This is a genomic window from Desertihabitans brevis, assembly GCF_003327535.1.
In the GTDB taxonomy this organism is placed as follows: domain Bacteria; phylum Actinomycetota; class Actinomycetes; order Propionibacteriales; family Propionibacteriaceae; genus Desertihabitans; species Desertihabitans brevis.
Window position 1 is genome coordinate 226,557 of sequence record NZ_QOUI01000004.1, and the last position, 18,952, is coordinate 245,508.

The 18,952-nt window shown below is 73.4% G+C and carries 18 protein-coding genes; 7 read left to right on the plus strand and 11 right to left on the minus strand.

The window, feature by feature from the left end:
* The first annotated feature begins 73 nt into the window (after window positions 1-73).
* Window positions 74-814, plus strand: a complete 741-nt coding sequence (locus tag DT076_RS08425; protein WP_114126202.1) for an alpha/beta fold hydrolase — start codon at window positions 74-76, stop codon at window positions 812-814.
* A gap of 82 nt (window positions 815-896) precedes the next feature.
* Here the strand turns inward: DT076_RS08425 and DT076_RS08430 are convergent, their stop codons facing one another.
* The gene (locus tag DT076_RS08430; protein ID WP_114126203.1) at window positions 897-2,111 is read right to left on the minus strand and encodes a Gfo/Idh/MocA family protein; all 1,215 of its coding nucleotides are present in this window, start codon (window positions 2,109-2,111) and stop codon (window positions 897-899) included.
* Between the two features lie 238 nt (window positions 2,112-2,349).
* On the opposite strand from DT076_RS08430, the gene DT076_RS08435 reads away from it, so the two are divergent.
* Window positions 2,350-3,213 (plus strand): manganese catalase family protein, encoded by an 864-nt coding sequence (locus DT076_RS08435; RefSeq protein WP_114126204.1) that lies wholly within the window; start codon window positions 2,350-2,352, stop codon window positions 3,211-3,213.
* 51 nt (window positions 3,214-3,264) lie between these two features.
* On the opposite strand, the gene DT076_RS08440 is transcribed toward DT076_RS08435, so the two are convergent.
* Window positions 3,265-3,915 carry a lysoplasmalogenase family protein gene (locus DT076_RS08440; RefSeq protein ID WP_158548083.1) on the minus strand — a complete coding sequence of 217 codons (651 nt, stop codon included), beginning with the start codon at window positions 3,913-3,915 and terminating at the stop codon, window positions 3,265-3,267.
* Window positions 3,916-4,116: 201 nt separating this feature from the next.
* Here DT076_RS08440 and idi point away from each other — a divergent pair, with 201 nt between their 5' ends.
* From idi to DT076_RS08460, 4 genes are all read left to right on the plus strand, one after another.
* Window positions 4,117-4,644, plus strand: coding sequence for an isopentenyl-diphosphate Delta-isomerase (gene idi / locus DT076_RS08445; RefSeq protein WP_114126321.1), 528 nt, complete (start codon window positions 4,117-4,119; stop codon window positions 4,642-4,644).
* A 138-nt stretch (window positions 4,645-4,782) separates the two neighbouring features.
* On the plus strand, window positions 4,783-6,261 hold the full coding sequence (gene crtI / locus DT076_RS08450; RefSeq protein ID WP_114126206.1) for a phytoene desaturase family protein: 1,479 nt from the start codon (window positions 4,783-4,785) through the stop codon (window positions 6,259-6,261).
* Complete coding sequence (locus DT076_RS08455; protein WP_114126207.1) at window positions 6,258-7,172, plus strand: phytoene/squalene synthase family protein; 915 nt, start codon at window positions 6,258-6,260, stop codon at window positions 7,170-7,172. The genes crtI and DT076_RS08455 overlap by 4 nt, the downstream gene beginning before the upstream one ends.
* A gap of 25 nt (window positions 7,173-7,197) precedes the next feature.
* Entirely contained in the window at window positions 7,198-8,244 is a 1,047-nt protein-coding gene (locus DT076_RS08460; protein WP_114126208.1) for a DUF5914 domain-containing protein, read from the plus strand.
* 18 nt (window positions 8,245-8,262) lie between these two features.
* On the opposite strand, the gene DT076_RS08465 is transcribed toward DT076_RS08460, so the two are convergent.
* The 9 genes from DT076_RS08465 to DT076_RS08505 all read right to left on the minus strand — a co-directional run bounded on the left by DT076_RS08465 (window position 8,263) and on the right by DT076_RS08505 (window position 18,025).
* Complete coding sequence (locus DT076_RS08465) at window positions 8,263-9,231, minus strand: hypothetical protein (protein ID WP_114126209.1); 969 nt, start codon at window positions 9,229-9,231, stop codon at window positions 8,263-8,265.
* Window positions 9,232-9,324: 93 nt separating this feature from the next.
* Complete coding sequence (locus DT076_RS08470) at window positions 9,325-10,128, minus strand: nitroreductase family protein (RefSeq protein WP_114126210.1); 804 nt, start codon at window positions 10,126-10,128, stop codon at window positions 9,325-9,327.
* Window positions 10,128-10,475: a hypothetical protein gene (locus tag DT076_RS08475; protein WP_114126211.1), complete on the minus strand. Its 348-nt coding sequence runs from the start codon at window positions 10,473-10,475 to the stop codon at window positions 10,128-10,130. The genes DT076_RS08470 and DT076_RS08475 overlap by 1 nt, the downstream gene beginning before the upstream one ends.
* Window positions 10,472-11,173 (minus strand): class I SAM-dependent methyltransferase, encoded by a 702-nt coding sequence (locus tag DT076_RS08480; protein ID WP_199539053.1) that lies wholly within the window; start codon window positions 11,171-11,173, stop codon window positions 10,472-10,474. The genes DT076_RS08475 and DT076_RS08480 overlap by 4 nt, the downstream gene beginning before the upstream one ends.
* On the minus strand, window positions 11,170-12,462 hold the full coding sequence (locus DT076_RS08485) for a type III polyketide synthase (RefSeq protein ID WP_325048364.1): 1,293 nt from the start codon (window positions 12,460-12,462) through the stop codon (window positions 11,170-11,172). The genes DT076_RS08480 and DT076_RS08485 overlap by 4 nt, the downstream gene beginning before the upstream one ends.
* 929 nt (window positions 12,463-13,391) lie before the next feature.
* Complete coding sequence (locus DT076_RS08490) at window positions 13,392-15,230, minus strand: LamG-like jellyroll fold domain-containing protein (protein WP_233493794.1); 1,839 nt, start codon at window positions 15,228-15,230, stop codon at window positions 13,392-13,394.
* A 157-nt stretch (window positions 15,231-15,387) separates the two neighbouring features.
* Complete coding sequence (locus DT076_RS08495; protein ID WP_158548084.1) at window positions 15,388-16,560, minus strand: DNA glycosylase AlkZ-like family protein; 1,173 nt, start codon at window positions 16,558-16,560, stop codon at window positions 15,388-15,390.
* A gap of 204 nt (window positions 16,561-16,764) precedes the next feature.
* The gene (locus DT076_RS08500) at window positions 16,765-17,085 is read right to left on the minus strand and encodes a hypothetical protein (protein ID WP_114126214.1); all 321 of its coding nucleotides are present in this window, start codon (window positions 17,083-17,085) and stop codon (window positions 16,765-16,767) included.
* 46 nt (window positions 17,086-17,131) lie between these two features.
* Window positions 17,132-18,025: a phytanoyl-CoA dioxygenase family protein gene (locus DT076_RS08505; RefSeq protein WP_199539055.1), complete on the minus strand. Its 894-nt coding sequence runs from the start codon at window positions 18,023-18,025 to the stop codon at window positions 17,132-17,134.
* A gap of 109 nt (window positions 18,026-18,134) precedes the next feature.
* On the opposite strand from DT076_RS08505, the gene DT076_RS08510 reads away from it, so the two are divergent.
* Window positions 18,135-18,950, plus strand: a complete 816-nt coding sequence (locus DT076_RS08510; protein WP_233493795.1) for a helix-turn-helix domain-containing protein — start codon at window positions 18,135-18,137, stop codon at window positions 18,948-18,950.
* Window positions 18,951-18,952: the final 2 nt, after the last annotated feature.

Here is an 18,952-nt window from a genome sequence, read left to right on the forward strand (position 1 = left end):
CCGCCGACCTCGGGTGCTGTGTGCGATACGCGATATATTGCGTACTACATACCAATCAGGAAGGACGAGAGTCATGTCGCAGAATGTCTTCGCGCCGGTGGAGGGCCGGCCCACGGTGGTGCTGGTGCACGGTGCCTTCGCCGAGTCGTCGAGCTGGGACGCCGTGGTGGCCCGGCTGCGCGCCGAGGAGCTGCCGGTCCTCGCCGTCGCCAACCCGCTGCGCGGTCTCGCGCACGACGCCGCGTACCTGCGCAGTGTCGTCGACGGGATCGACGGGCCGGTCGTGGTGGCCGGCCACTCCTACGGCGGCTCGGTGATGGGTGAGGCGCTCGCCGGCGCCGAGAACGTCCGCGCGCTCGTCTACGTCGCCAGCTTCCAGCTGGAGGTCGGCGAGGGCACCGGCGAGCTGGCGGCCAAGTTCCCCGGCGGCCGGCTCGGCCCGGCCCTGCGGCCCGTGCCCTACCCGACCGGTGGCGGCACCGCGGACGACCTCTACATCGGCCAGGACGAGTTCCGTGCGGTGTTCGCGGCGGACGTGCCGGAGGACGTGGCGGCGCTGATGGCGGTCACGCAACGCCCGATCGCCGCCGCCGCCCTGCAGGACACGGCGACCAGGGCCGCCTGGCGCGAGATCCCGTCCTGGGCCCTGGTCACCCTGCAGGACCTCGCGATCCCCGCTGACTCGATGCGGTTCATGGCCGGGCGGGCCCAGTCCCGCACGGTGGAGGTCGACGCCTCGCACGCGGTGACCGTCTCCCAGCCAGGAGCGGTGGCCGACCTCGTCCTCGAGGCGGTCCAGCAGACCGCGCGCTGAGCGCCCGACCGGGAGCTGACGCAGCGAGAGCCCGGACCCGCAGCGGGTCCGGGCTCTCGGCGTCCTCAGGTCGTGCCCGGGCTCACCAGGCCGGGGCCGGCCCGTCGCCGAGGTCGGGGATCGGCAGCCGGACGCCGCCCTGCTTGGCCGACTCGTAGGCCACCACACCGGGCATCGTGAAGCGGGCGGCGACCCAGGCGTTGACCGGCGGCTGGGTGTTGGTCGTCACCGCGCGGACGAAGTCGTCGGCGAGGAAGTGGTGGGAGCCCTCGTGGCCGTTGTGGGCGCCCTCGAACTCCTTGGGCAGCCGCGACCTGTCGTGCACCTTGGCCAGCCCGCTGGCGAAGGACTGCATCAGCGCCGGATCGACGTCGCCGAAGCCCTCGGGCACCTGGGTGGTGTGGGTGTAGAAGAGGTCGGAGATGTCGAGGGTGGCGCCCTTGGCGTAGTCCTCGCCCTCGGTCTTGACGCTCCAGGTGGCGCCGTCGCCGGTCTGCTCCATGACCGACTCGGTGCCGTAGAAGCGGAACCGGGACTCGTGCCCCTTCCAGTAGCCGACCCGGCGGAACTCGTTGGTCCGCATCACGCCACCGTCGGCCAGCTCGAACAGCGCCGACATGTTCGAGAAGGTGTTGCCCCACTTCGAGACCTCGGGGTCGAACACCCCGTCCCCGCGGTCGTCGGGGATGCCGATGCAGGAGACGCTGGTGGCGTGGGTGGGCAGCGCGCCCAGCACGCCGCCGATGGCGTGGGTCGGGTAGAGCATGGGCGGGTAGGACGCCTCGCTCTTCCAGTTCTCCCCGCCGGAGTAGCGGTAGGCGTTGTAGAAGCCGTTGTCCATGTCGTGGACGTAGTCGCCCTCGGAGTAGAAGACCCGGCCGAGCTCGCCCGCGGCCACCTTCTCCCGCGCCCAGACCACGGCGGGGTTGTAGTAGCTGGTCTCGCCCATCATGTAGATGAGGCCGGTCTCCTCGACCTTCTTGACGATCGCCTCGATCTCGGAGCCGATGGAGGCCATCGGCACCGCGGAGTAGACGTGCTTGCCGGCCTCCAGCGCCTTGAGCACCCACTGGCCGTGCGTCCAGCGCTGCGTCATCACCACGATGGCGTCGACGTCGGAGGCCAGCATCTCCTCCGCGCTGTCGAAGCTGCCGGCGATCTGGTACCGCTCGACGTGCTCGGCCGCCCGCTCCAGGATCAGGTCCGTCACGTACACCGCCTCGACATCGGGGTGCAGCTGCCAGAGGCTGATGAAGCTCCGGGCGAACTGCCCGGTGCCGATGACGCCGATCTTCATGGTTGCAGTGGTTCCTTCCTGATGAGGAGCCGCCGCCGGCGGGCGTACGGCTGTGTACCGGCACGACCCTGCCACGTCCGGCGCCGTCGTGGGAGGCAGACCACCGGGTGTCTCGGAGTTCGCGCGGACCGGGTGGGCGTCGCGTGTGACCTCCGCCGGAGGTGGGTACCTCCGAAGTCCAACCGCTGACCGGCGCGCGAGCCCGCGACGCCGGACGGACCCCAACGGAAGGTCTCCCATGTTCACCCACCAGAAGGCCCTGCAGTTCACTGCCAAGCCGGACGCCCCGGACCCCGCGTTCGCCCGTCGGTTCCAGGAGGTGCTCGGTGGCAAGTGGGGCGAGATGACCGTCGCCCTGCAGTACCTGTACCAGGGCTGGAACTGCCGTCTGCCCGGCAAGTACAAGGACATGCTGATGGCGATCGGCACCGAGGAGCTCAGCCACGTCGAGATGATCACCACGATGATCGACCAGCTGCTCGACAAGCCCGGTGCGATGGCCGCCGACGACACCACCGGCGCCACCCAGGCCAGCGAGTACGGCGCGCAGAACCCCCAGCACACCATCGTCAACGGGGGCGGCGCCTACCCCCACGACAGCAACGGCGTGCCGTGGAGCGGCGCCTTCGTCACCGCCAGCGGCAACCTGATGGCCGACTTCCACCTCAACGTCACCGCGGAGATGCAGGGCCGCCTGCAGGTCGCGCGGCTGTTCCACATGACCGACGACCAGGGGGTCAAGGACCTCATCCGCTTCCTCGTCACCCGCGACCACATGCACCAGATGCAGTGGCTGTCGGCGATCGAGGAGCTCAAGGCCGACGGCCTGGACGACATCCCGGTGCCCGAGGCGTTCCCGCTGGGTGAGGAGTTCGAGGAGTTCGACCGGACCTTCATCCAGGCCAGCGACGGTGCGCAGGCCACCGACGGTCGCTGGGCGTCCGGCCCGGCCCCCGACGGCCGCGGCGACTTCCGCTCCGCGGTGGTGCAGGCCCACGGCCAGGAGCCCGAGCTGGCCCCCGGCGACCCGCGCCTCTACGGCACCAACCCGCTGCAGGAGACCAAGGGCCTGATCGGCAAGGCCAAGGACGCCCTGAAGTGAGCCGAGCCCGACCCTGGTGGCCCGTCCGGCGCGACGCCGGGCGGGCCCGCCTCACCCGGTGGGCTCGACCTCCCGGGACGGGCGCTCGACACGGTGCACCACACCACTCACCAGCAGCACCAGGGCGACCAGGTACAGCGCGACGATGATCGCGTCGTCGGCGGGCAGCTGGAAGCCGGGGAGGAACGCCCGCCAGGCGATCAGGCCGGAGGCGAGGACGTATCCCACCCCACCCCAGGTCGCCCGGATCCCGATCCCGGTGGCCAGCACCGGCATGGTCACCAGCAGCACCCCGTACAGCACCACCAACGGCCACAGCCGACCGGAGCCGGGCAGGCAGACCCCGATCAGCCCGACCACGCCGATGGCGTACGGCACCAGCAACGGTGGGCGCTCGCTGGCGATGCTGCGCCGCCAGGTGGGCAGGAACGCCACGATCCAGCCGAGGTGGCCCAGCGCGTGCAGCACGATCGAGCTGGCCAGCTGGGCCGGGGCCGGCAGCAGGACGGGGACGGCGTCGCCGAGCCAGCCGAAGCCCAGCGCCACCGCCGACCACCGCACCAGCGGGGTGTGGCGGCCCCGGGTGCGCAGCAGCAGGTGGGCGATCAGCGGCGGCACCAGCAGGGCGTGGGTGATGCCGCTCGTCGGCAGATCGAGCAGGAGCTGGACCAGGTGCACCGCCGCCACCACCACGAACAGCACGAGAGGCCACGAGACGACGCCGCCACCGACCCTGCTCGTGGCAGGACTCCGGTCGGTGGCGTCGACGTGCACCGGGTCAGTATGTCGGCTGATCCGGGTCAGGGCGAGCCCTCCCGCATCCGGCCCCGGTCGCCCGGGGACGCCCCGGCCGCCCAGACGGGCGTGAGACGCTGTCGCGACACCGAGGAGAAGAGGAATCCGATGGACGACGTCGTGCTGCTGGACGCCGGTGGCCAGGCCATCGGTACGGCGCCGCGGCGCTCGGTGCACACCCGCGACACCCCGCTGCACCGCGCCTTCTCCCTGCACCTCCTCGACGGTGCGGGCCGGACGCTGCTGACCCGGCGGGCGCTGACGAAGGCCACCTGGCCCGGGGTGTGGACGAACAGCTGCTGCGGTCACCCCCAGCCCCGTGAGGAGGAGACCGTCGCCATCGAGCGGCGGCTCGGTGAGGAGCTCGGGGTGCGCGTGCGCGGTCTGCGCTGCGTGCTTCCCGACTTCCGCTACCGCGCCACCGACGCCAGCGGGCTGGTGGAGAACGAGCTGTGCCCCGTCTGGGTGGGCCGGATCGACGGCGAGCCCTGCCCCGACCCGGACGAGGTGGCCGAGTGGGCCTGGGTCGGCTGGGACGACGTGGTCACCGCCGTGCGGGCCGCCCCGGTGGTGTTCAGCCCGTGGGCGGTGCTCGCGGTGCCGGCCATGGTCGAGGCGGGCTTCCGCGGCGACTGACCCCCGCCGGACCGGCCGCCGGCGTCCCGTGCGCCGGCGCCGACCGCACCGGAGCCGTTCGGGGCGGGCTGGTTGGATGGCGGCGTCCGCGTCGGCCCCGCAGCCCCAGCGACGTCCAGCGAAGCGAGGAGGAACCGCATGCCTCACCCCGTCGTGGTGGTCGGTGCCGGCCTGGCCGGTCTGGCCACCGCCTGCCGGCTGGCCGGTGCCGGCTACGAGGTGACCGTGGTCGAGCGCGGCCACCAGCCGGGTGGACGGACCGGGCGGATCGAGCGCGATGGGTTCTCCTTCGACACCGGTGCCACGGTGATGACCATGGTCGACCTGCTCGAGGACACGGTCGCCGCCGCCGGCAGCCGGCTGGACGACCTGCTCACCCTGCAGCGGCTCGACCCGGCCTACCTGGCCCAGTTCGCCGACGGCTCGCGGATCCGCGTCCGCAACGGGGCGGAGGCCATGCGGGCGGAGGTCGCCGCGGTCAGCGGGGCGCGCGAGGCCGAACGGTTCGACGACTTCGTCGAGTGGCTGCGCGAGCTCTACGAGATCGAGATGGCCCACTTCATCGACCGCAACTTCGACTCCCCGCTCGACCTGCTCAGCCGTCCGGTGCCGGCGGCGCGGCTGCTGGCCCTCGGCGGGTTCGGTCGGCTCGGTCCGGCCGTGCGGCGCTTCTTCGACGACGACCGGCTGCGGCGGTTGTTCAGCTTCCAGGCGATGTACGCCGGGCTGCCGCCGTCCTCGGCGCTCGCGCTGTACGCCGTCATCACCTACATGGACAGCATCGCCGGCGTGTACGCCCCCGCCGGCGGCATGCACGCGGTGCCGACCGCGCTGGCCGAGGCCGCCGCCCGCGCCGGGGTGACCTTCCGCTACGGGCTGGAGGTGGACCAGATCCAGGGCCGCGGCGGCAAGGTGGCCGCGGTCCGGCTGGTCGACGGGGAGGTGCTGCGCGCCGACGCGGTCGTCCTCACCCCCGACCTGCCGGTGGCCTACCGCGCCTTCTTCCCCGAGCTGACGCCACCGCGGGGGGTGCGGCGCGGGGTGTACTCGCCGTCGGCGGTGGTCTGGCACGTCGGCGTCCGCGGCGAGGCGCCGGCCGGCCGGGCCCACCACAACATCCACTTCGGGTCGCAGTGGGACGAGGCCTTCGACGCGCTCATCAAGCGGCACGAGCTGATGCCCGACCCGTCCCGCCTGGTCACCGTGCCCTCGGCCACCGACCCGTCCCTGGCGCCGGAGGGCTGCTCCACGCTGTACGTGCTCGAGCCGGTGCCGAACAACCGCAGCGGCATCGACTGGGACGAGGAGGCCGGGCCGATGCGCGAGCGGCTGCTGGGCTTCCTCGACGCCGAGGGCTACCCGACCGACGTGGTGTGCGAGGAGCTGTACACCCCGCGCACCTGGGAGCACCTGGGGATGGAGCAGGGCACCCCGTTCGCGCTCGCCCACACCTTCGCCCAGACCGGGCCGTTCCGCCCGCCCAACGTGGAGCGGCGGCGTCCCGGGGTGTTCTTCGCCGGCTCCGGCACGGTGCCCGGGGTGGGTGTGCCGATGGTGCTGGTCAGCGGCAAGCTGGCCGCCGAGCGCGTCGCCGACTGGCTGGACGGCGACCGGTGAGCGCCGACCGGCTGGCCCAGGGCTACCGCGAGTGCGCGCGGCTGACCTGGCGCCACGGCACCACCTACTGGTGGGGTGCCCAGCTGCTGCCACCGGCCCGACGGCGCCAGGTGTACGCGGTGTACGCGCTGTGCCGGCTGGCCGACGACATCGTCGACGCCCCCGACGCCACCACGCCCGCGCAGGCCGAGGCGACCGGGCGCGAGCTGGAGGCGTTCGGGCGCCGGTTCTTCGACGCGGTGGCCACCACCCGCGACGGCCGTCCGGTCTCGGAGCCGGTGCTGGCCGCGATCGCCGAGGCGGTGGTGGCGGCCGGGATCGAGCGGGAGTGCTTCGAGCGGTTCTTCGCCGCGATGGCGATGGACCTCACCACCACCAGCTACGAGACCTTCGACGACCTGCTCGGCTACATGGAGGGCTCGGCGGCGGTGATCGGGGAGATGATGCTGCCGGTGCTCGACCCGGTGGACCCGGCCGCCAGGGGTCCGGCGCGGGCCCTCGGGTTCGCCTTCCAGCTGACCAACTTCATCCGCGACGTCGGGGAGGACCTCGACCGTGGCCGGGTCTACCTGCCGCAGGCCGACCTGCGCCGCTACGGCGCCGACCCGTGGCTGCGGCGGGTGACCCCGCAGTGGCGGGCCGCGCTGGCCCACGAGATCGACCGCAACCGCGAGCTGTACGCCGAGGCCGACCGCGGGGTGGCGATGCTGCCGCCGAGCTCGGCCCGCTGCGTGGCCACCGCGCGGGTGCTCTACTCGCGGATCCTGCTGCGGATCGAGGAGGCCGACTACGACGTCTTCAGCTCCCGGATCCGGGTGCCCCGCCCGGAGAAGCTGTGGGTGACCGCCACCTCGGTCCTGCGCCCGCAGCGGATGACCCGCGCCGCCGCCCTGGCCGAGAGCACCCCCTGATCCGCACCGTGTGGGAGGAGACCGCATGACGTCACCACAGCGCCCTGAGCCTGTCGGAGGGCGGGACGCCGCCGGGGCCCGAGTGAGCCTGCTCGACGAGGTGCGCTCCCGGATCCCGGTCGCGGTCCGTCCGGTGCCGCCACGGGACCGGCTGCTGCCGTCGTGGCGGGACGCCCGCCCGGGCCGGATCCGCAGAGCGCTGGCGCTGGCCGAGGCGGCCGAGGCCGGCGGCTGGTACGTGGTGGGGGCGAGCACCGACCTCGGCCCGGACCGCTCGACCATCCGCCACGTCGCCGGCGAGGAGGTCGTGCTGTGGCGCGACACCGACGGCTCGCTGCTGGCCGGCCCGGGCTCCTGCCCGCACCTCGGCGCGCTGCTGGAGGACTGCGAGGTGAGAGGCGGGGAGGTGTACTGCCGTTGGCACGGACTGGCGCTGGGGCGTCCCGGCTGGGGCCGCTGGCGCACGTACCCGGCGCTGGACGACGGCGTGCTGCTGTGGGTGCGGCGCCCCACCGAGGGCGAGACCTTCACCGACGCGCCGACGATCACGCCGCGTCCGCCGCTGGAGCGCTCGATCGCCGCGGTGGTGGCGATGCCGGGGGTGTGCGAGCCGCGGGACGTGGTGGCGAACCGGCTGGACCCGTGGCACGGCAGCTGGTTCCACCCCTACGCGTTCAGCCACCTGGAGGTGGACGAGGCGGCCAGCACCGACGAGCGGCTGGTGGTCGACGTGACCTTCCGGCTGAGCCGGCGCTACGGCGTCCCGGTGCGGGCCACCTTCACCTGCCCGGACCGGCGCACCATCGTCATGACGATCATCGACGGCGAGGGCACCGGTTCGGTGGTGGAGACCCACGCGACGCCGCTCGGGGTCGGCGCGGACGGGCGTCCCCGCACGATGGTGACCGAGGCGACGGTGGCGCACTCCGGGCGTCCCGGGTTCGCGGTGGCGCAGCGGGTGGGCGCGCTGATCCGTCCGGCCATGCGCCGGACCGCGGCGAGGCTGTGGGTCGACGACCTGGTCTACGCCGAGCGCCGCTACGAGGTGCGGCGCCGCGGCGAGTTCCTCTGAGCCCTTCGCGCGGACGGGTCAGCGGCGCGGGCTGATCGAGCCCTCGAGCACCTCGGACGCCGGGCAGCGGACCTCCCCGCGGCGTCCGTCGGTGGTGGTCAGGCCCAGCTCGGCCAGGTACGGGGTCTCGGTGCGGGTGAAGAGGGCCCGGCCGTCGCGCTCCACCGTGGTGGTGGGCGGACCGTCGGGGACCAGCCGCAGCCGGAGGGTGAGCGTGGCCACGGTCTCACCGGTGAAGATCTCGGTCAGCGGGGCGACGAGGGTGCCCTGCAGCCCGCGCATGCGGATCTCGCCCGAGGCCTTCAGCGGGTTGACGCCGTCGTCGACGACGACCTCGGCGTAGGGCGCGGAGCGGTCCTCCCCGCTGAGCCGCACCTGGGTGTCGGCCGTGCCGGCGACGGTGCAGATGTCGGAGCCGAAGTCACGGCTGCGGACCACGTGCGCCGACGGGTTGGTGCTGACGAGGTCGAAGCTGATCCGTGAGCCGTCGCAGGAGAGCTCGTCGACCACGACCTCGTAGCCGGGGATCTCGACGACCACGTCGCTGAACGCGTACTCGGTGGTGGTCACCGTGCCGGTGGTGCGGATGTTGCCGTCCCGCTCGTCGACCTGCTCGACCACCGGGGTGCCCTCGGTGAGCCGGGCGGTCAGGGTGACAGTCCCCACCGGCTGCTCCGCGCCGGGCCGGACCGCCTCGATCTCGGCCGTGAACTCGGGACCGAACCGCGCGGTGCCACCCTCGCCGGCGAGGACGACCATCCCGTCGGCGTCCTCGAGGAAGAAGCCGGACCCGGACTCGCCGGAGGCCGAGCCGGCGCCGGCCTGGATGAAGAGCCCCTCACCGCTGGTGGTGGCGAAGGCGCAGGACAGCTCGTCGACGGTGTTGACGACCCGGGTGGGTGGTCGGCCGGTGGCGGGCGGCGCCACGGCGAGCAGGAGGGTGAGGGCGGCACCGGTGACGGCGCCGAGCAGACGGACGGTTCCCATGGTCGCTTCTCCCCGCTGGGACGACGGGTGCGTGACGACGCACCCAGCACCACGGTGCCCGACGCGGAGCGCCGCGTCGAGAGGGACGTCCGGTCAGCCCGTCGGGGTGTCGTCCCAGCCCTGCTGCGGGGTGGCGCAGGTGCCGCGGAAGACGTACTGGGAGGGGAGCCGGCGCTGGCTGCTGGTCCAGTCGATCGGCGGCCGGCGCTGCTCGGAGGGCAGGTAGCCGAGGCGGTAGACGGCCATCAGCTCCAGCTCGTCCGGCACCTGCAGCAGGCCGACGATCTCCTCCCAGCGTCCGGGCACCTCCATCGGGAAGGAGACGAACTGGATGCCCATGCCGATCTCGACGGTGGTCAGCCAGACGTTCTCCATCGCCGCGCCCATGCTGAACACGGAGTAGAAGGAGGAGAGCTCACCGGGGCGGTACTCCGAGCGGTCGAGCATGACGCCGAGCAGCAGCGGCGAGCCGGCGACGAGCTTGCGGTTCTCCTCGCCGAGGGTCTGCGGCACCCGCATGGCGTTCATCAGCTTCTGCCCGCGCGGGGTGAACACCTGGGAGGTGAAGGGACGCAGCGGTGCGGGCAGCCTGTCGAACAGCATCCCGTCGCGGCGGCGCTCCATCTCGGCCGCGCTGAAGCGGAAGTAGGGCTTGTAGCGCTCGAAGAAGGTGCCGTTGGACATCGCCTCGGTCATGCTCTCGCCGCTGATCCGGGCGATCTCCTCGATGGTGGCGCGCTCCTCCACGAGGACGAAGCGCCACGGCTGGCTGTTGAGCTGGGACGGTGCGCGGCCGGCGACCTCCATCAGCAGCCGCTGGTGCTCCTCCGACACCGGGTCGGGCAGGAACGGACCGTTGGTCGTCTTGCGGCGGCGGACGACGTCGAGGAACTCCATCAGCGGCTCCAGACCAGGACGAGGGCGGACAGGAACGCCGGTGCGGCCGAGCCGGCCAGGCCAGCGTGGCGGCGGAGACGTCCGCCGGCGTAGGGGAGCGCGGCGAGCGGGACGACCGCCGGCAGCAGGGCCAGCCCGGCCGGTCGGCGCTGCACCGCGCTGGCGGCCAGGGCGAGCCCGGTCAGGGTGGAGGTGGCGATGAAGAGGGCGTGGTGCACCCAGCGGATGCGCCGGTTGTCGACCAGGCCGGTGGCGACGGCGGTCCCGAAGGCGACGTTGGCGGTGTAGCCGGCGGCCGCCGCGGTGACCAGGGTGCGGGTGGTCCGGCCGGGACGGGCCTCGCTCATCGGGTGCTCCTCTCCGCGGTGAGCAGCAGACGCTGCGGGACCATCGTCTCCACCCGCCACCCGGTCGGCACCACCGCCTCCAGCTCGGCGCGCCGGTAGCTGCGCCTGATCGAGAGCAGCCCGTCCTCGTGCAGGAAGGAGCGTCGGGCGAGGGGTCGTGTCGCGACGTCCCAGAACAGGTACCCCGGACGGGCGCGGGCGAGGTCGTTGTGCAGGACGAGGCCGTCGGTGAGCGCGAGGCTGTCCTCGAGCAGGGCGGTCAGCTGGGCCGGGTCGAGGTGGTGCAGCAGGTGGTTGGAGACGACGACGTCGTAGCGGTCGCCGCGGGCGACCAGATCGGCGCTGGAGGCCTGCTGGAAGCTGACGCCGGCGGCGGGGGAGCGGCGGGCGAAGCGGAGAGCGCGCTCGTCGGGGTCGATGGCGGTGATGTCGAGGGAGAGCCCGTCGCGGGCCGCCCAGCCGGCGAGGGCGCGGGCGATGTCGCCGCCGCCGAAGCCGATGTCGAGCAGGGTGGTGGGCCGGTCGGGGTCGAGGCGGGGGCGGAGCCGCGTCCGGTAGAGGCGTCGCCAGCCGGAGACCAGGCGGTTGACCGCGCGGAACTGCCGGTAGGTGCGTTCCAGCCGGTCGCGGTCGCAGTCGGGGTCGTCCATCAGCTCGCGCAGGTCGGGATCGCGGTGCGCGAGGCCGGGAGGCGTCACGAGGTGACCCGTCGGAGGAGGGCGGACTCCACGGTCAGCCCGGGGCCGAACGCCATCGCCGCCACCAGCTCCGGGCCCGCCGGGGCCGCGTCGGCGCCGTGCAGGATGCGGGCGAGGATGAACAGGACGGTGGCGCTGGACATGTTGCCGAAGCCGCGCAGCACCGCGCGCGACGGTGCCAGCTGCTCGTCGGAGAGGTCGAGGGCGTGCTGCACCCGGTCGAGGATGGCCCGTCCGCCGGGGTGGACGGCGAACTGCCCGACCTGCGGCCAGCCATCGGCACCGAGGGCGGGGAGACGGTCGGCCAGCGGGCGGAGCGCGGTGGCGATCCCGGCCTCGAGGATGCGCGGGACGTAGCTGGAGAGGACCATCTCGAAGCCGACGTCACCGATGGTCCAGGCCATGTCGGCCTCGCCCTCGTCGGTGAGCACCGTCTCCAGGGCGAGCACCTCCAGCACGGCGGCACCAGCCGGGGCAGGACGGGCCGTCACCACCGCGGCGGCGGCACCGTCGGCGAAGACGGAGGAGGCGACGATGGTGTCGGGGTCGTCGGAGGAGCGCAGGTGCAGGGTGCACAGCTCGACACAGACCACGAGGACGACGGCGTCCGGCTCGGCCAGGCAGGTCGACACCGCGGCGCGGAGCGCGGGGAAGGCCCCGTAGCAGCCCATGAACCCGATGTGCAGCCGGCGGGTGGAAGGGGCGAGGCCGAGATCGCGGACCAGCAGGTGGTCGGGGCCGGGAGCGAAGAATCCGGTGCAGGAGACGGTGATGACGTGGCTGACGTCGCCGCGGTCGAGCCCGGGGGCGTCCGCGATCGCCTGCTCGGCCGCGTCCGTCAGCAAGGGCCGCACCGCGCGGGTGTAGACGGCGTTCCGGGTGCCGGTGGACGGCCTGAGGACGGTCCGGGTGGCGGCGTCGACGAAGATCGAGGCATCCCGGGGTTCGCCGTCGAGCTCGTCGATGACCGTGTGGCGGCGGTCGATCGCGGAGGCGTCGAAGACCGTTCCGACCAGCCGGCGGCCCAGCCGACCCAGACCCGGTTGGCCGGCGAACAGGTCACGCACCTCGTCCTGGGGCAGGGACGTCGGTGGCACGGCCGTGGCGATCGACACCACGTTGACCGGCCCGGTCGGGGTGGATGCGATGACGGCTGGCCCCCTCTGCTCCGACGACGTGGCTCGGCGATGCCTGCGGGCAGTTACCCCGCGTCTGGGAGCGTAACCGCCCGCTGCAGCCGGGGTCGCCGGGGAGGCAGCATCGCGAGCGGAGGCCAGACCTCGCTGCAGTGCGCGCCGCGCCGATCCGCGTCGGAGTCAGGGCCGCAGCCGCACCTCGCGTGTGACGCAGGATGCCGACCGGCCCGTCGGCCGTGGCCGTCGACGGGCTGGTCGGTCGAGCAGGGACGGGCGAGTGCGGATGGTGGGGAACCGGAACGCGGGTGGTCGTCGGGTCTGGCCGACCCACGGGCGGCGGCAGCGGCTCGCCGACAGGTCAGAAGGGTGGCGACTCGTCGGGCTCGACGGCCCCAGCCGGAGGGGTGGTCGGTCGAGCGATGGCGCCGGTTGCGGTGGTCGGCCGCGCTGCCGTAAGGACCTGGTGGGAGCTGCCGGTGCTGACCTGCTGGCATGCCCTGGATCGGCACCGTTGGGCCCGGGCCGCGTTGTGCCGTCGGCGTGTCCCTCGGATCGGCCGCGGGCTGAGGAGCCGGGCCACACCCCGGGACGGACCCCGGCGGTGAGGCCGGTGCCGCCGTCGGGGTGGCGGCGGGAGCGGTAGCCGTGCGGGCTGGTCCAGTCGTAGCAGCCGGGCCCGGTGCGGGTGTGGCGCCAGCCGGTGACGGTCCCCAACCGGTGGTGGGCCCGGCACAACGGGGCCAGGGTGTCGCTGCTGGTCGGCCCGCCGGCGTCCCAGGGGACGATGTGGTCGTCCTCAGCCGACCAGCGCTCCTCCGCCTCCGCCCCGGGAGTGTCGTCGCGCCGGGGCAGCGGGTAGGGGTGGGCGGGTCTTGAGCACCAGGGGAACACACAGGTGCGGTCGCGCAGGGCGATCTGTTCGCGCATCCGGGTGCGGGGCCCTCGCCCCCTTCCGGCAGGCTCGGGGCGGCGCTTCGACAGGTTCAGGGCGAGTGGTGAGCGCTCGGCGGTCACGTGCGGCGCAGACGAGCGTGGCGGGGCACCCGGCTCGAGAGGTGCCCCGCCACAGTCCGTCGGGGGTGTCAGCCCTGCTCGAGCAGCCAGTCCTCACGGTCGAGGGCGCGGTCGGCGATGCGGACGTCGCCGAGGCGTCCGGCGAAGCTCTTCTCCACGGTGTTGTCGAAGGAGCTGGCACCGACCAGCCAGGGGCTGGGAGCGCCGTCGACGCCGATGCTCTCCGCGCTCGGGTTGCGGGCGATCTGCGCGCCGTCGATGTAGACGGTGGTGGTCTCGCCGTCGTTGACCACGGCCACGTGCCGCCAGACCTCGTCCTCCATCTCGTGGCCCCAGTTGGTCAGGGTGCCCGGCTGGTTGGTGGGGTACATCTCCCACTGCAGCTGACGGCTGGGCGAGACGCTCAGCGTGGCGATCGGGGCGTTGACGTTCCAGCCGCCGGTCTTGCCGTGGTCGGCACCGGTGGACAACCGCGAGACGATGCCCATCCACTGCCGGTCACCGCCGCAGCAGTTCTCCGGCAGCCGCATGAAGGCCTCGATGGTGTAGCCGTCGGTGAACTCCTCGGTCTCCAGCGGGGCACCGGCGACGGTGCGCAGGTACGAGCCGGCGTTGGTGGTGAACTCCAGGCTGCCCGCACCGGGCTGCTGCGGGTCGCTGTCGTCGCGGTAGACGAGCGAGTCGCGGGCGGCGCCGTCCAGACGCTGCAGCTGCAGGTCGTTGCCGTTGCCGGAGAGGTCCTCGAAGCCGGGGGAGCCGGCCGGTACCGGACGGCCGTCCTGGCCGCGGCGGTTGCCGAGCTCACCCAGGCGCCAGTACGCGACCGTGCCCTCGGGCAGGGACGCCTGCACCGGCTCGGCCTCGCGCCGTCCGGCCTCGGGGGCGAAGCCTGCGAAGCGCTCGGCGAAGTCCAGCTCGATCGAGAACTGGTCCACCGCGCGGTCGACCGGACGCGTCGGACGGGCCACGTCGGCAGCCAGCGGGTTGCCCTCGGCGGCCGCATCCTCGGCCCACGGGGAGAAGGACTCGACGTCGATCATGTTGGCGGTGAGGTCGAAGGTGTAGAGCCGGATCATGCCGGCGCCACCGTAGTACTGCTCCTGGTAGTTGACGAGATTGAGCTCCACCGGGTTGCCCGCGGCGTTGTCCCGCTGCCCGCGCGCCGTGGGCCAGAAGTGCCCGCCCATGGCGAGGAACACCTGGTCGTTGTCGTCGATCAGCCGGTCCCACAGCTGCTGGCCGTAGCTGGAGAAGGTGGCGATGCCCTGGCCCTCGGGGTCGTCGTGGACCAGCTCGTGGGAGGTGAGGATCACCGGCAGCTCGGGGTGGGCGTCGATGACGCCCTGGGCCCAGTCGAAGGAGGCGTCGGACATCCGCCAGTCCAGGGCCAGCAGCAGCCACTCCCGGCCGCCGCCGGTGAAGACGTGGGCGGTGTTGTAGCCGGTCGGGTCGCTGTCACGCAGCGTGCCGAGGTCGGCCACCCGGTCGGGGCTGAAGTACTCCAGGTACGGCGTCGAGGCGGGGCGGTCGGCGTCGGTGCCGCTGGCGTCGTGGTTGCCGGCCAGGGTGCTGTAGGGCATCTCGGCCTCGTCGAGGATCCGGTAGACCTCGTCAGCGCCGGCCATCTCCTCGGTGGTGGCGTGCTCGGTGATGTCACCGAGGCCCGCGGTGAAGACGATGTCGCGCTCCTCGCGGTTCTCCACGATCCACTCGAAGGCGTCCTCCACGGGCTCGGGATCGGAGCGGGTGACCCCCGCCTCGTAGTCGAACAGGTACTGGGTGTCGGGCACCACGGCGATGGTGAAGCGGCCGTCGGCGTCCTCCTGGGGGGAGGGTTGGGCGAAGGCGATGGTGGGGACGGTGACCACCGCCATCGCGGCGGCCACCAGCAGGGCACGGGAACGCATCGGATCTCCTCGGGCTGACCGGTCTGGACCACCCCAGCCTCCGGCCGGGAACCGACACCCGGACGGCCAGCAGGTGACGATTGGTCATCGGTCAGCCGAACCCGGGTCGTCCGCGGGTGTGGGCGCGTGCGACCGCCCCGGCCACAGGGGCAGACGCTCAGGTGGCCCGGGTGAGCTCGACGTCGGTGGGGGTCCACCCCATGGCGGTGGCGGCGTCCCGGACGGCGGTCTCGAGCTCGTCGGTGGTGGGCGACGGTGCCTCGGGGAAGACGGTCACCGAGAAGCGGCGGCGTCGGCCGGTGCCGTCGGCGCGCCAGTGCCCCGCGATCCGGCCCTCGTGGAGCAGCGGCGCCCGCAGCAGGCCGTTCGCCTGGTTCCACAGCACCGCGTGCTGGTCGGCGGTGACGAAGCGGGTGCGGGTGCGGGGCTGGTAGCCGCACAGCAGCGCGTCGAACTCCGGGAGCAGCCGGGTGCCGACGTCGTCACGGCCCCGCGGCGTCCCGTCTCCCACGTCGAGGAAGGTGAGCCCCGCCGGACCCGGACGTGCGGCGACCCGGTCGCCGAGGTGCTCGACGGCGGCGGCCACGGTGCGGGAGTGCAGCCCGGACCACCAGGCGACGTCCTCGCTGGTGGCAGGGCCGTGGCAGCGCAGGTGCAGCAGGACCAGCTCCGCCAGCGCCTCGGGCTCCGGCCGCGCGCGCAGCCGGTGCAGCTCGTCGTCGAGGTCGGGCCGGTGCTCGGCCAGGGCGGAGCGGGCCGTCCGGTAGCCCGGTGCCCCCTGGCCCTCCCAGCCGCCACGCAGCGGACGCCGGATGAGGGCGCCGTGGCTCACCGCGAGGTAGCGGCCGGGCCCGTCGACCAGGTCCCCGGTGGTCTCGCCGCGCTCGGTGAGGAAGGTCCGCAGCCGCATCCGCAGCTCAGCCGGGGTCCGCCAGGACGTCTCCGCGAACTCCTCCAGGTCGGCCCAGACGTCCTCCAGGGCCACCCGCTGCAGCCGCAGGATGCGCTCCCACATCGGACGCAGGCCCACCCGGGTCGCCCGGTCGAGCAGCACGTGCTGCTGCGGGGTGGCGGCGTGCACGGTGCCGCGCAGGGTGCTCCCGCGGACGACCGCGAGCTGCTCGTAGGCGTCGGTGATCGCGGCGTGCCCCACCCCGGGCAGCCGGGCCGCCACCCCGAGGAAGACCGAGCGCGCCGTCTGGGCCTGCACCGGCCCGGCGCCGTGGAGGGTGGCGGCCACCTGTGCCGCCCCGCGACCACGGAGCCGCCCGAACTGCCGCCCCAGGGTCAGCCGGCGCAGCTGCTCCCAGGTGTACGGACGGGTTGCCACAGCCGCAGGCTGCCACGCCCGGACGTCCCCGACCAGCACCCGCCCGGCGCGCACGGCCCCAGTCAACGCGCGCGAGTGTGGCCGTCCCGTCGCTCCAGACCCAGCGGGAGCGACGGGACGGCCACACTCGCGGTGGTCCTGGCGGGAGGGCAGGGACCGTCCGTCCGGCGGCCGGGCAGCAACGTCCGGCCGCCGGGGGCCGGGTCAGGAGATGGAGACGATCCGCTCGAAGAGGAACTCGAACGGCAGGTAGCCCGTGTCGTACTCCTCACCGCGCGGGTGCGGCTGGAGCTGCGACATCTGCAGCAACCGCCAGCCGTCGACCAGGGCCTCGACCCCGGTGTCGTAGGGCGCCTCGTCGCTGTCGCCCATGGTCGGGGAGGAGGCGCCGGTGCCGTCGTAGCGCGTCCAGCCGACCACGGTGGAGCTCAGCGCGGAGGAGCTGAGGTAGAGCACGAGCAGCTGCTGGCGCAGGTGCGGTTCGGCCAGGGGGGCGTCGAAGGCGGTCTCGATGGTGGTGGTCATTTTTCTCCTCGGCTGGGTGCTGTTCGGTGGACGGTCGGTGCGCTGGTCACGCGCCCCAGCCGTCACCGGCGCCGCCGGCTCCGAGCCGCGGGTCGGTGGCGCCGGGCGCGAGGGTGGTCGGGCGGATCCGCTCGCGGGTGAGGTAGTAGTCCAGGTCGAAGTCGTGGTCGCCGGTGAGCACCCGCCACAGCTTGGCCCGGTTGATCAGCTCCAGCCGGCCCTGGCTGCCGTTGGCCCACTCGAACCGGGTCGCCAGCGTGGCGCGCACCTGCGGGTCGTCGATGTCGTCGGTGTTCCACAGCCGCAGCTGGCGCACCGTCGGGTTGAAGCGGATCTTGAACATGTAGCGGGGCTGGCCGGAGTCGTTGCGCCGCCCGCCGTGCCAGATGCCGTGGTGCAGGAAGACCACGGTGCCGGCCGGGCAGGTGAGCCGGGTCTGCCCGCGCAGGTTCTGGTAGCGCCCGATCGCGCCCTCGTTGATCCGCCGCAGGTGGGTGCCCGGGACGCTGAGGGTGCCGCCCTGCTCCAGCGTCACCTCCCGCGGGTAGTACATGAGCTGGACGTCGAACGCGTCGGTGCGGGTGTCGAGCACCGCGTCGCCGTGCATGTCCTGGGCGTTGCCGCCGTGCGGGGGGCGCACGTGCACGGCGTGGTGGTCGACCGCAGGACGCGGCCCGACCAGGCTCTGCAGGGCGCCGGCCACCGCCGGCAGGTCGAGCAGCTCGCGGACGAAGCCGCCCTGGGGGTAGGCGTCCTCGACCGGGGTGCCGTAGGGGTGGGGCTCGATCCCGGTGTCCAGGACGTCGATCGCCCGCTCGTTCATCGACTCCGGCACCACGCCGTCGAGCCGGAAGCTGCCGTGGGAGACGAAGTGGGCCATCTCGACCGACGTCATCAGGTGCTTGCGGTCGACCCGGCCTGTGCTGGGGCTGGCTGTCATGGTTCCTCCTCGGTGCGGCCGGCCTCGCCGCCGGCTCCTCCGACGCTAGGAGCCGGGTTCTGGGCCCGTCGTGGTGCGCACCCGGCCTCCGGTGGTCGAAAATGAGCACGTGGTCGACGAGGTGCTGATGAGCCTGGATGCGCCGCCGGAGGTGGTGACGGCCAACCGCGCCGTGCACGGGGTGCACCAGCAGGTCGACCGCTACCGCCTGCCCGACCTGTGGCAGCTGCACCTCTACGACTACTCCGCCGAGCTGGCCGTGGACGGCGTCGACCTCGAGGTCTCCCCGGGCACCCTCACCGTCATCCCGCCCGGTGCGCAGTCGGTGATGCGCTACCGCGGACCCTCGCGCCACCTCTACGTCCACTTCCGGACGCCCGCGGGCGGGCCCGGCACCCGGCTGCCGCTGCGGACGTCGGCCGGCACGGCGCTGCCGGAGCTGACCGGGCTGCTGACGTCGGCGGTCCGGCACGCCACCGTCCGTCCCGAGCGGACCCGCGCGGACGTCTGGATGGTGCTGCTGCGGATGTCGGAGGCGCCGGCCCCCGGCGGTCCGCGGGCTCCCGACCACGTCGCCGCGGCGATGAGCTGGATCGAGTCCCGGCTGTCCGAACCGGTGACGGTGCCGGAGGTGGCGGCCGCGGTCGGGGTCTCGCACAGCCAGCTGACCCGGCTGTTCCGGCAGCGGGCCGGCACCACCGTGGTCGGCTACCTGCGGCGGCGTCGGGCCGAGGTCGCCCGCCACCTGCTGGAGCGCAGCACGATCTCGATCGGCGCGGTGGCCAGCTCGGTCGGCGTCCCGGACCTGCAGACCCTCAACAAGCTGTGCCGCTCGGTGCTGGGTGCCTCACCGCGCCAGATCCGCGCGGCCGCGCAGGACGGAGCGGCGCGGTCGCACCCGGGATCGCCGGCGCGGCCCATCTAGAG